4 protein-coding genes and 2 pseudogenes are annotated in these 13,571 nt (G+C 46.2%); all 6 read right to left on the bottom strand.

All coding sequences use genetic code 11. From position 1 onward, the window contains the following. Positions 1–79 precede the first annotated feature (79 nt). A pseudogene (locus ACFYU8_RS31465) lies at positions 80–1,075 on the bottom strand (methyltransferase); the annotation flags it as partial. 431 nt (positions 1,076–1,506) lie between these two features. Then, positions 1,507–6,615 (bottom strand): SDR family NAD(P)-dependent oxidoreductase, encoded by a 5,109-nt coding sequence (locus tag ACFYU8_RS04035; protein WP_390295576.1) that lies wholly within the window; start codon positions 6,613–6,615, stop codon positions 1,507–1,509. 24 nt (positions 6,616–6,639) lie between these two features. Then, positions 6,640–7,881 (bottom strand): FAD-dependent oxidoreductase, encoded by a 1,242-nt coding sequence (locus ACFYU8_RS04030; protein WP_390295578.1) that lies wholly within the window; start codon positions 7,879–7,881, stop codon positions 6,640–6,642. Between the two features lie 46 nt (positions 7,882–7,927). Further along, complete coding sequence (gene fabD / locus ACFYU8_RS04025; RefSeq protein WP_390295580.1) at positions 7,928–11,143, bottom strand: ACP S-malonyltransferase; 3,216 nt, start codon at positions 11,141–11,143, stop codon at positions 7,928–7,930. Between the two features lie 192 nt (positions 11,144–11,335). After that, entirely contained in the window at positions 11,336–11,884 is a 549-nt protein-coding gene (gene loaP, locus ACFYU8_RS04020) for an antiterminator LoaP (RefSeq protein ID WP_390295582.1), read from the bottom strand. Positions 11,885–12,543: 659 nt separating this feature from the next. Then, positions 12,544–12,858 (bottom strand): annotated as a pseudogene (locus ACFYU8_RS04015) (helix-turn-helix domain-containing protein); the annotation flags it as partial. Positions 12,859–13,571: the final 713 nt, after the last annotated feature.

The raw sequence follows: 13,571 nt of genomic DNA, 5'->3' as shown, positions 1-13,571 counted from the left end.
GCAGCATGGGCTCCACTTCTTCCAATCCGATCATCGTAAGCAGCGCTTGCTGCCGTGTCTGCATAAAATAGTCCACGAGCGCATCGATTGTCGAATATTCAAAGAAGAGTGTGCTACTCACATGCTCAGCCATCACTTTGTTCAATTGATCGGTCAACTGGATAATCAAGATCGAGTCCATTCCGTACATTTCAAGGGCTTCACCTGCATCAATGCTGTCTGCCTCGACCTCCAGAATGTCAGCAATCAGCTTTTTAAAATGCGCTTTGCTTCTTTGTCTCAATGCTTCGTGAGACAGACGACTGTTGCTCGTCGTTGTTCTATCAGTGACAGTGTGTTCGCGCAAATTCCCGATGTCCGGTTGCTGATACTCGCCTTTTCGTGCCATGCTTTGCTTCTGTCGTACGATTCCGTCACTGATGGCCGTAATGACTTGCTGTCCCAAAAAAGCGGCATCGCTCGCCGGATGCGCAACTGTCTCGAATCCTTCCTGCTCCAGTACACGCTTCCACATATCCGCACTTAAAGCCGGGCAACCGGGGAGGCGTACCTCCTGATCCTCATAAAGCCACCACCCCTTCAGCAAGCCAAAGGTAACGTGGTTGAATAGAGAGTTGTCAGTGATTTCGTTAAGTAACAGGACTCCTTTGCTTTTCAAAAGCGCTTTGGTGTTGCGCAGTGTCTGCCTAATATTGCGTGTCGCATGCAAAACATTCGTTGCCACGACGAGATCATAGCTTCCCGCAGCCAGATTTTGATCTGCAATTGATTCCTCAATATTCAACTGTTGATACGTCAAGTACGGGTATTGGACACCATACTCTTTTTTAGCATGCCTTAAAAAGGACTTCGAAATATCCGTGTAACAATATTCTTGAATAGCACTTTGATAAGGGCTGAAGCGGGACAAAAGCAATGCACTGGTTCCGCCTGTGCCTGCTCCGATCTCTAAAATACGCAAGCCTTGCTGACGTCCGCTGTTGACAACTTGTAGCACTTGCTCGATGGCTTTTTCCGCTACGACTTCATTGAAATAGTCTGCAATCAGATTATGCTTGTAAATGCCTTCAACCATGCGTACAGAAGCTTTCGGGAACATGACATCTGTGGCGAGTTGGTGACCTTTCAAAATATCCGGCAACGACTTCAGCATCGTATCAGCCAGTAATACCTTCGCTCGCATGTTCGGATCTGCAAGCCAGCTCTGTTTGCGGATCTCCCATTCCTCCCATTGCATAGCGGTGTTCATGGCGTCGAGCGGGGGATACTGCCTCAAAATAGTAGCTGTATGTGCAAACCATCTGTGATAAATGTCTGGTATTTCTGGAAAGACATCCTGGGTAGAAGAAATGTGTGAAGCATTTGGTCTGTAACCGATGGAATGCAATTGCACTTGCAGTAAACGGATGAGAAATTGATGCAGCTCTACCATTTGCTGATACTGCTCTTCCAATTGCCCATAAATTCGCATGTCCTCACCCTCTTCATTTTTGCTCATGATCATCATTACCGAAGAACCGTGATCAGCTCTCTGCGATTGACACGATAAACGTCACGTGAGCCTATTGTCTTAATTAGCCCTAATTGATGCATAGGCCCCTCAAGAAGCATTTCCAAAGCCAGCATCGCCTCTGGATGCTCCACCGAACCGATTCCCTGTTTCATCATTCGTGTCCGATAAACATCGGATGCCACCGTTCCGATGCTGCCCCAATACCCCCAGTTCATCACTTTTACTGTGTATGTCTGTGTATGGGCCAGCCAATGTGCAAAAGCGTCCTTGAACGTGCATCCGGCTGCATAGTTACTTTGACCAGCGGGGGTGGCAAAGGAATTAATAGATGAGAAGAAAAGTACAAAATCAAGATTTTCCTGCCAAAAGACGTGTGCGATACTGATGCATACATCCACTTTGGCGGACAGCCCGGTTTGGAATCGGCTTTGGTCCATTTTCATGACACTGCTGTCCAGGAGATCTATTGCTGCATGGATGACGCCGTCAATCTTCGAAAAGCGTTCTTTTATCGTTTGAAAAGCGTGGCCCAAATCTTCTCTGTTCGCAGCATCGGCACGGATGTACTCTGGTGATAGACCGTACCGTGCGCATCGTTGTATGCGCGTTTCTATCTCTGCGTCCTTCACCCTTCTTCCGATCCAAATGATGCGGGCTTGATACATACGGATCATGTATTCACTCCATGCGGCTCCCAGACCACCTGCGCCTCCAATCACGACATATACACCGCCGCGTTTGTAAAGGGAATCATTCGGTTTCGGGCAACGGACTTCTACCAGCTCTCTCCTGTGCCACTGCCTATTGCGATACACAAACGTATGGTCTGCCGTGTTCACCGGGAGTGAAAACAACTCATCCCAAGGGCAGGAAGAGTCCGCCTCCAAATCAACAAGCCGGATACCCCAACCAGCGTATTCCTTAGCCAACGATCCGATGAAACCGTGAACACTCGCGTGAATGGGATCGACAGGATCAGATTTGTACACATATTGTGTCTGAACCGTGATCACTGTCAACTGTAACGGTCTGCTCCCATATCCAAGACGCAGCAAACTTTTCACGATTCGGAACAGTTGAATGACTCCCTGATGTTGCCCATCGATGACAGATTCAATAGAGAATTCACTTGTTGGATTTTTGTAGGAGGCTGACGGCGCTATCCACAGAATATGATCCAAAGTACCACCAGCTTCCAGCATATCCATCATTTCATTTTCCGTAGGACTTGCAGAAATTTCGAGCGCAGTCGCTCCTGGATAACGGTTTTGTATTTCAATCAGCTCGTCCCTGCTCCCGCCAATTACAACCATTCTTCCGCGAAAAGATTCAGGCGCGCAGTCAGATTCAAGCGGAAAAACATCCCATACGGGTGTCAAAAGCACAGCCTCAGCTGGTAACTCTGTAAGGATGTTGTCCGTATCTTGCTGTTGTGCCAATTCTCCAGCAAGTGCTCTGGCTGTAAATCGTTTGATCTTTACACAAATCTCGCCGGATTCATTGCATAGATCAATATCGAGATACTCTACTTTATCCCCCCTGGAGCTTCCGGCACTATAGCGAATATGCGCCCACATTTTAGGTGAACACGGACGTATCAGCTCCAGCTTCTCCAGTGCAAAAGGAAGCAATGGGGTCAAAGTAGTCATTCCCTCCTCAGCCTGTGCTTGTGCAAAGAGAATGGCCCCTTGGAGTGCTGAATCCAGCATACTCGGATGAAGGCGGTACTGGTCTCTTGTGTCCCAAACACAGGCGGGGAGTGAAAGCTTGGCGAGAGCTTGCGTCGCTCCCCCATACATTTTTTCAATTCCCTGATGACCTGGACCGTACATGAGACCCATCTTTCCCAAACGACGATAGCAGTCTTTCGCGTTTAAAAAGTGTTCGCTGCATTGTGCACGTACAACATGAATGTCGAAATGGTCATCGCCAAGCGCTGTCAGCCAATTTGCCTTACCACTGCCACATACAACTGTCCCGTTTCCTTCTGACGTTTCCTTATAAATTTCATACCGGATATCACCATTATTGTCCGGGTGAAGTGCAATATGGACTTGAACTGCTTCCTTGTCCACTCGGATTGGGCTCATCCAGCATACATGTTTCAGAATGAATCCATCTTGTGCCTGTGCGAGCATTCCTCCGACTTGTCTCACGGCTTCGCCAGCTAATTCCAAATAAGCAACACCTGGTAGCACCCTGCTTCCGTTCACTTGATGATCCGCTAAAAAAAACTCCTGACCGTTGAAAACAGAGCTGAATTGTAGCCTTTGCTTATCAGACGTGTTTCGGTGCAACAGCGGATGTACCATGCTTGCATCCTTTGCATGGTTCTCTACCTCCTGCGATTCTGTTTTCTTTGACAGACGAAACGTGTTTCGCCAAAAAGCGTAAAGCGGCAATCTGAGTTTGCTATACTTTATTCCGCTATTCAGTTTGTGCATCTGCAGATCCGCACCACTGAGCCAAAGCAGCATTACATTCTCCAGAAATGGACGATCTAGCTTCAGACAAGCAATATCCGGTCCCGCCTCTGGCTGAACCAGTGTTTTTGACCGGTGCACAACATTTCTAACGAGCTGGGCATCGTTCCATTCGTTTCCATGCTCTCTAAGTACAGAATAAGGACGATCCAGCTTCATTTTTCTCCAGCGATCATTCATCATAGCGGCAACAGCCTGAAGATCCAAGCCATCTTCACTCGCTAGCTGTACAGCCGTTTCTTTCGTGATCACATCGTCAGCTAACAAGTCGAGCAGTTCATAGAATGGCAATTGATCAAACAGCTGTTGCTCCTTTAAGTCCCATTTCTGATTCAGTTTGCGTAGGGAACTGACAATCATCAGAAGCAGCAGTCGCTTTTTTTCCACACCACCATCATCCAGCCATTCCCTGCTATTTGCTCCCGTGACCGTTTGAATAACCATATGCCACTCATCCATGAAGTTTTTGAAAGTATGCTGATTCGCATATAACTCTCTTGCCTTTCCAAATAAATGAGCATGGACATCATCGTACTCGTTATCAGCAATCCGCTGCAGAGCAAAAACGAGTTTTTTCACATACGCTTCATCAAACGAAAAAGGCATTAGCATTTGTCCGTCAGATACATAAATGGGGATAGAAGGTCTTTGGAGGCGTACATCATCGAGGTCCTTCACACCCGTCAGGACAGCCACGATGTCGACAAGTGACAACATGCCGCTGACAGCAAGACATATCCAACCTCCCGCCTTCGATCCAGTAAGGAAAGCTGGAGAAAATCCAAGCTCCAAAAGAGCAGCTGCGTATGCATATCCAGCTGTGAACACGTACAGGTCGCGTTGCTCATCATCCCACACGTCGTCATAAAAGCTGCACATGACATCATTGTCTATCCCTAGATCTTCAAGGGCTTTCCTTATTTGTTCTTCTTTACCTTCTAGTAGCGATTTTTCCGTACTGCCCCAATCAATATCCTGATAGCCTTGCCACTCTGGCTGCTCTAGATTCAGATACCAGGAATGTTCTGCTGCGCGGAGAATGTCGGGACTGTTTTCGAGAAGCAAACGAACATCCTGCTTACTCTTCACTAACGCGCCAAATCGATATTTGAATGACTCCCGTGCCATCAATAGTGTCCGAGTGATATCGTCCAGCGTACTGTTCTTGAACGTTTCAGATTCCATCCACTTCTTCCAATCGTCCATGAGCTGATTCAGACTTTCCCCGTTTTTTGCAGACAATAAGAACAGCCTGACTTCATCCACAGCAACAGTCGAGCGGCTCACGCTCAACGGATTGTTCTTTTCAATAGGCACATCCACATATTGCTCAACAAGCACATGGGCGTTTGCACCACCGAAACCGAACGAACTTACCCCGGCTCTCAGCGGTTGTCCCTCATCTCTGCTCCTCCACTCAAAGATAGTGGTTGCGACTTCAAAAGGTGTTGAATTGAAATCAATGATTGGATTTTTCGTCTTCACGTTCAGCGTTGCAGGTATCTTCTGATGCTTCATCATCATGAGAACCTTGATGACTCCAGCGATCCCTGCCGCACTTTCCAAATGACCAATGTTCGTTTTCACTGAGCCGATTTTGCAGAATCCGCAGTCATCCGTGAATTCCCGAAACGCTTGTGTCAACGCCTCCACTTCAATCGGATCGCCGAGCGAAGTTCCCGTCCCGTGAGCTTCTATGTAAGTTACTGTCTCCGGTCGGATGTCTGCATCCTTGTACGCACGTAAAATGACGTCCCGCTGTGCTTTCACGCTTGGCGCCGTTATCGAGGAGCTTTTGCCGACATGATTGACTGCCGATCCTTTGATGATTCCATAGATGCGATTTCCTTCTTCCATTGCTTGATCAAGCCGCTGCAACAGTAGTACACCGACACCATCACCTGGAACGTAGCCGTTGGCGTCCTTGTCAAACGTCTTGCATTGCCCATCAGGACTTAGCATCCTGGACTTCGAGAAGGACACATACTTCAAAGGATGCAGGTTCAAGTTCACGCCGGCAGCGAATGCATAATCACAATCCCCCTGAACGAGTGCTCGTCTCGCCTCATGAATAGCTACCAGAGATGAAGCGCAGGCTCCGTTAATCGGCATACTGACTCCCCGAAGGTTAAAAGTATACGAGATACGGTTTGCAAGCAGACTCTCATACGTCCCTAAACAAGCGTAACTGTCTACCGCTCTGTTGCCCTCGCTCATCTGCTGAAGATAATCGGCTGACATAATACCCGCGTATACAGAGGTCACTCGCTCCTGAAGCGCGCGAAGCGGGATACCAGAATCTTCAATACAATGCCACGTTTCCTCCAGCAGCAATCTATGCTGTGGATCCATACTGCTTGCCTCGCGCGGTGAGATTGAAAAGAACTGATGATCAAAGTCATACACGCCATCAAGCAAACCGCACCATTTGCTGTTGCTTTTTCCCGTCTCATTTACGTCTGGAGAGTAGTAGTCTTTTATATCCCAACGATCAGAGGGGATTTCTTTGATTGAATTTTTCCTGGATATAATATTTTCCCAGAATGAGAGATAATCATCAGCATCAGGAAAACGGCAAGATATCCCTACGACTGCGATATCTGTATGTTTTTGATTCATTGGTGCCTCCTTTCACCGCAATCGTCACGGTTTCATTAGCCCTGCAAAATGGAGCAGATGAGAAAAGGACGGTGGTTTATCACTGTACCCGGATGTAATGAGCATTTGTGCCCTCAATAAACTCGGACAGCTTCCCATCCTGCGGAAAGAAGCATTGCGCATTTTGACAAAGGTGCTGTTCTTCACAAACCAACAAAATGTATGGGCGGTGCTATTCTGCTGGATCAATCGAACGTATTTGCGTCTTTTCTTTTCATACGAGCGCAGCATCTTTTCCGAATAGTCATTTGTATGGAGCGCCTTCTCTAGCGTATCCGCCAGCTCCATCGCCCCCTGAATAGCCAAGTTCATTCCTTGTCCTAGCGCCGGACTCAAGGCGTGGCATGCATCCCCCAAGAGAACAGCCCCGTCAACAGCCCATTTGTCCGTATGCAAATAATAGGCAGGTATGGACTGAGCTTGTTTAAAATCCGTAATTTGTTCCAGTTCCTTCTCCAGTTGTGGACAAAGCTCATGCAGCATGTTTCGCAAGGCTACGATTCCTTTATCCTTGGTTTCCTGCCACAAATCCTTGCGAAGAGCGAGATATATCCTGATGCGGTTTTCTGGCAAAGGAAAGACGCCGCAGCTCACGCCCTTTCCGAAAAAAAAGCTTGTTTCAGATGTTGGAGCTGATGCCGTGTACAGAGTGATAGCAAACATTTTGGCCTTCTTCTCCTCGTACGGATATAGATTGTAGGTAAGTGAAAGCTGTTCTCTTATTTTCGATTTGATGCCGTCCGAGCCTACAAGAATCTTGCAGGCAATCGTCAGCGTACCTTCATCTGATTTTGCCTCAATACCTGCCACTTTTCCGTTCTCGTACAGGAGCTTCCCAGCGGTTACACCAGGATAAAAGCTGACGTTCTGAAGTGCTGTTGCCGCATGAAAAATTCCCTCGTGAATTTTTCGATGCTCCCCGTTTAGTGCGTATTTGACAGGCATATCCATTTCGGAATAGTCACCTGTGAAGCATGTGATACCGCCAATGGTTCCGTAGTTGACCTTCGTAACGGTAACACAATGCTGACTAATGTTTTGCAACACCTTCAACCCCTGTAAAATATCGATTGTAATCGGCTGGAGAAAATCTCCCTTTGGTATGTTTTGGAACTCTCTCATTCGTTCAATGAGTACGACGTTATAACCTTTTTGGCCCATGGCTAAAGCCAGTGTCACGCCTGCGATTCCTGCTCCGACAATCAATATGTCTGTTTTGATGTGCATGTTACTCCTCCTCATGAATGGGACTCAAGCAGGTTCCACCTTGGTTTCATGTCTCTGTTTGGCCTGTTCGAAACATGCGATTATTCAAGATCTCTGCCGTTTCTCTCATTAGTGTTTGGCCTATGACATCGACATGTCTTTGCTTCCACAGCTCCATAGGAGTTCCCAAAACCCATTGATTAAAAGCTCCCAACGCTGGACCACAGTAGACCTGATAATCGACCTTCGCCTCCACGTCTCCTTGCAGAGCCAGCCTTGATGCATTGGTGAAATACCATTTAAACAACAATGCCATTTTCGCTTTCGGGCTTCGCTCTGCTCGCTCAATTTCCTCTGCGGTACACAACAGCTTCGATTCTACATAGATGTCGTCAAAGCTCTTCTTGAAATATTGTTCCTGTAACCTTATTTGTGTCTTCTTGTCTATCTCATCCAGGCTGTCATACTGACGGTACAGCTCATACAATTTATTGGCTCTCGCAGGAAAATAGAGTCCCTTCTTGAGCACCTGTACCTTCCCTCCAAACTCAAACATCTCACTTGCAGGTACATATTCCGTATCCTGTACATTGATTTGCTGTAACAAGTCTTTGACCACGGCACTCGTTCCCGCCTCGACGGTGCACTGGTTGATAGATCCAGTCAGGATAAAGTCCGCTCCCATGACAAAAACAGCCGCAGCGGCCTCAGGAGTTCCAATCCCTCCTGCCGCTCCGACTCTGATCTTTTTGGCATATTGATGCTTCGTTATCATGGTCTGGCGTAATTGAAGCATGGCGGGTAACAGTGCCAATGCTACCGCGCCGTCAGTATATCCGGCTGAATCCGCTTCCGCACAAATATCGTCAGCCATTGGCATTCGTCTCGCCCATTCCGCTTGCTCAGACGAAATTTTCTGTTGTGTCAGCAGGTTTTCCAAAATAGGTTCGGGAGCAGGACTCATAAACAAAGTTGCGACCTCGGGCCGGGAGCATTTGGCGATGATCTTGTGGGCTGCCTTGATACTGCCGTTGCTGTTTCTATACAGCCCGGAAACTCTATACCTGACGAGTGCGGGCGTCATGCTCAGGAAGCCCTTGGCTTCTATTCGGGTAATCTGTCGTTTCAGGAGCATATCTACCATGGCCTCTTCCGACATCAGATCGAGCTGATTATGCAAAAAATTTAGGCCGTATGACTGGTTTTCCGCTAGTTCTCTTTGAATGGATACCACGTCAGCTTCAATTTCAGCGAGTTGCCTCCCACCTGTACCAAGAAAACCCATCATCCCAGCTTTCGCAAGGCATATGACCATCTCCTTCGAGGAAATGCCACCGTACATGCCGCCTGCCAAATAAGCTAGCTTCAGACCGTAGTCTTCCTTGAATTCGGTACAGCCCAAATGTTCGGCTGAAAAGAGCGGTGAATGAATGGGGTTCTTTACAACGAGTGGTGGCAATTCCTTTTGGATAGATTGGACCAGTTTGGTAATAGCCGTTCCAGGACCGATCTGAACAATATCCGTGACTCCCTCACCCATGATATAGCGGATGCTGTCCGTCCACTGCACAGGTGAAGTGATTTGCTCCACGAGATTTTCGTGAATCGCCGCGACGTCATACGGTCTGGCATGCACGTTGGAGATAACAGGAAATTGCGGTGCAGCAAAATCAAATAACCCCGCATACTCCGCAAACTGTTGCTTCGCTGACTCCATGTATCGGGAATGAAAGGCTCCGCTTACATTCAAAACCACATAATTGCTTGCCCCTGCCCTTTCGAAAGCGGGCTGCGCCCTTATCATATCTTCTTTTGGACCCGATAGAACAATTTGCGATAGACTGTTGATATTGGCAATATCGATCGTGTCTAAATGATTTTCCTGCAGTACTTGTAAGATCCTGTCATGCCCCAGACCAAGTACTGCCGCCATTCCACCGCCAGTAGCCCTGCTCATTAGTTCTCCTCTGTACTTGACGAGTTGCAAACCCGTTGCAAAGTCGAACACTCCAGCGGCTAACAACGCATTGAACTCTCCCAAACTGTGTCCCGCCGTATAATCTGGGAGTCTGCCCGTTTCTTGCAAAGTTTTGTAATAGGTCAGAGCATTCACCACAAACAGGGCTGGCTGGGTGTATTCTGTGCGGTTGAGCTGACCGTTTGGATCACGCAAACACAATTCTTCGATTGAATACCCCAATACTTCATCCGCGATCTCAACAAGATCACGATATTCCCCAAAAACGTCGCGCCCCATCCCCTTGCTTTGCGATCCTTGACCTGGAAATACATATGCCTTCATGCTGATGTTTCCCCCTTTTCCTACAGATTCCATCGTCCGATAGTTTTCACATAAGTTTCGAATACCTTCTTCTTTCAGATAGGGCGCCAATGTGATGACTGTCTCTGAGAAAGAGTGCGGACTGAGATTCCGCTTGACGAAGCCGGACAACGTTCCACCGGGTCCGACATCTACGTAGACATGCGGACCTGTCTCTTCAAGCCTTGCTACAGCTTCTTGAAAACGTATCGGCTGTCTGGCTACCCGCCAAAAATGATGCCTATCCAGTTCGCCTATGAAATCCCCAAGCATACACGACATGTAGGGAATTCGTGGCTTTTGAAATGCGTACTTGCCCAAATAGGTTACATACGCTGGCTCTGCCTGATCAATGAGAGGAGAGTGGAAAGCAAATGATACGGGCAACAGTTGGTTCACCACGGAATTCTGTGTCAACCATCTTGCTATTTGCGAGAGTTGCTCATCCGGTCCTGATATGACAAAATGCCCGTCATAATTAACGGACACCAGTGTACAGTATTCAATTCCGGGGATGCGTTCATAAAGGGAATAAGTTGACAACACAGCAAGCATGGAACCCGAACAGCAGTATTCCTCGAAGCATTTGGCCTGACCTATGACGCATGCCAACGCATCTTCCACAGAGAGAACATCCGAGACCGCTGCTGCTGCAAATTCACCAAGGCTGCTTCCAAGTACGAGTTGCGGTCTGACTCCCTGATCAATTAACGTTTGAGCTAATGCATACTCCACCATAAAAATGGCTGGATGAGAAATCAGAGTCCTTGTGATAGCTGTTCGGCAGGCTACATCCTTTTCATAAATATGGTGTAAGATGGATTCTCCGGTCTGTTCAAACACCAGTTTGTCGAGACGGTTCATCGTGTTGCGAAATACTCGATCATGATCGTACAGCTGCTTGCCCATTTGGTGATATTGTGAACCTTGCCCCGAAAACATAAAAACAACCGAACTTTTCAAAAATGGCTCCTCCTCCACGACATATTTCAAAAAAGAGACTTGTCCATTCGGCCTCCAGGTCTTACACACAGCTTCGCCCAGTCGTCTGTATGAATCTACACACTACATGTATCGTTCTATGACCTCAGAATTGTATCAACGTGCCGAAGCAACGATTGGGTTCACTCTGATTTTGTCCGTGCATATTCGCAACTACGATGGGCTAGCTAAAACTTCAATTCCAACATCAAGCAACACTTCATTCCCCAGAATATTCAAGACAATTCGAGCTCTTTTCTTGCGTTTGTCTATTTTTTTGATGAGCCCCTCTTTTCCTTTAAGTGGACCAGCACAAACGATTACTTTTGCGTTCTCAACATACAAGGTAGAGTAGTCAATCAGTTCTTCATTTCCGATGAGTTGGAGAATGAGAGTCATTTCTTCTTCGTCAATTTCAGAAAATCTAAACACCTCGTGAAAATTCTTATTGCTTTGATCACGAGGTTTATCTCGAATCAAAAGTCGATTGTATTTTGGCAAGCGTTTGAGATCGTAATAGATTTCTTCATTCATTTTCGTATTTACAAATACATATCCAGGGAACATCGTTTTGTAAATCTCGTTCGTCCGCCCTTGTTTTCGTTCTTGCAGTTTTCGTTTAGGTACAATTGCACGAATCGCTGATTCATTGATAAACTTCAGAATCATATTCCGAACCATATCTTCCTTACCTGTTTCAACGAATAATGCATACCAACTCATATCTTTATTGTGCCTCCTTACACTTACCATCCTCCATGACTTTCTTCTTGCCTGGCATACTCCTGAATCTTCATATTTTATAATGATCATTGTATATATACTGGTCGATAATGGACATGTGTGATTCTATGTCATTTATTGGCAATTCCGCTTCGTGAAGTCACTCGGTTTTACTCCATTCAAACACCTGATCCACTTTTTTCATGGCCGCCCAAAGGACCCATGATTATGGCTCCCAGGAACATTAGGATGTCTGCACCAGCTATAACACCCTTCCTTTACCTCTATTTGTGAGATATTTACCTAAATGTTAATCTTTTACATCTAAAATATATAATGTTTATATAAAGGGTAACAACAAAATCAAAGTGCGAATTTGTCTTACTCATTGTTGCCAAAATTTAATAGTTCTTGCCCATATGAAATGTAATGCTTCGTCATTCCTTCTTCAATCGTAACTTTTTACGCTGGCGAAAGCCTAGTAAACGAGTGCGGCATCTTTGAATTTTTCGCAGCTTTGACCAATAATCTCCTGGTTAAACAAGTCGACGAGCAAGCAAATATAGTGCGCTTTGGATTGGCGATTCATTGCAGGAGGAAACATTATGTATGCTGGTCGATAATGAACATGTGTCATTCCAAGTAATGTATTGGTAATTTTACTTCATGTATTGACTTGGGCTTACTCCATAGTATTTTTTGAATATTTTGCTGAAATGCTCCGGTGATTGATACCCTACTTGTTCCGCAATTTCATAGCAACGCAAATCGGTATTCATCATAAGCTTTCTGCTTTCTTCCATCCTCAGTTTGACAACATAATCCCAAAGGTTGTAGCCTGTTTTTTTCTTGAACAAGTAACTTAAATAGTTCGGACTCACGTAACTCTTTTGAGCGATTTCAAGCAATGTGAGCCCCTTATCTATAAAATGCTGATGAATATACTCCTTGGCATTGATGACGATTTGATTGCTTGGCAGGGTAGGCATTTTTAGAGGGGTGGCTGATTCTTCGTACCCGTGTTTCAGTACTTCTTCGAGGAGGTATTTTCGCTTGTGTTCTGCTTGCAATTGCTGCCCACTACGCGGATGCAAGTAACGGTATAGCGCTCTTTTCCCCAAGTATGCCGTGCAGAATGGATAATCATTTATTGTAAGACCTACTTGCATACATGCTTGTAAAAATTGTTGGTGGATGTATGTAACAGTCGGTACACTTCCTCTGTTCTTTTTTGTATCAGACGTATGATAAAGTGAATCAACCAACATTTTGATCTGTGGGTATTTTTTGAACAATAGAGACAACGCCCCGACCATACAAGAGCTTTTCCCGACTTCCCGCGTAGGCGTATAGGATTTCAAATTTCGATAAGGGACCAGGGCCCGATATCCCCAAATCCTCCCCTCACTATCAAAACTAAGACATCTCTTCACATATCTGCGTAACACAGATCTCTCAATTTCTACCCGTTTCACAATTTCCTTTATGGGAAGCTCGTTGCGCATATAGAGATCGACCGCTTGTTTTCTTTGTAGAAATGTCTCACGAGCAGAATAATCAAGTGTTTCTGGATTTACCATTGGCCATGTAGTAATGTCTCTACTCATTCTAGAAATGTGCTCATTCTCGATGTATCTTTTTCTTGACATGTATCCTCACCCCCCAGAAAATTCAAAAGGCAGCTCCA

Source organism: Brevibacillus sp. NPDC003359 (assembly GCF_042878995.1).
Classification (GTDB): Bacteria; Bacillota; Bacilli; order Brevibacillales; family Brevibacillaceae; genus Brevibacillus.
This window is presented reverse-complemented; position numbering and strand designations above follow the sequence as displayed.

Excerpts from the sequence above, each read along its gene's own strand:
- loaP (WP_390295582.1), bottom strand. The coding sequence starts at position 11,884 with ATGAGTTGGTATGCATTATTCGTTGAAACAGGTAAGGAAGATATGGTT.
- ACFYU8_RS04030 (WP_390295578.1), bottom strand. The coding sequence starts at position 7,881 with ATGCACATCAAAACAGACATATTGATTGTCGGAGCAGGAATCGCAGGC.
- ACFYU8_RS04035 (WP_390295576.1), bottom strand. The coding sequence starts at position 6,615 with ATGAATCAAAAACATACAGATATCGCAGTCGTAGGGATATCTTGCCGT.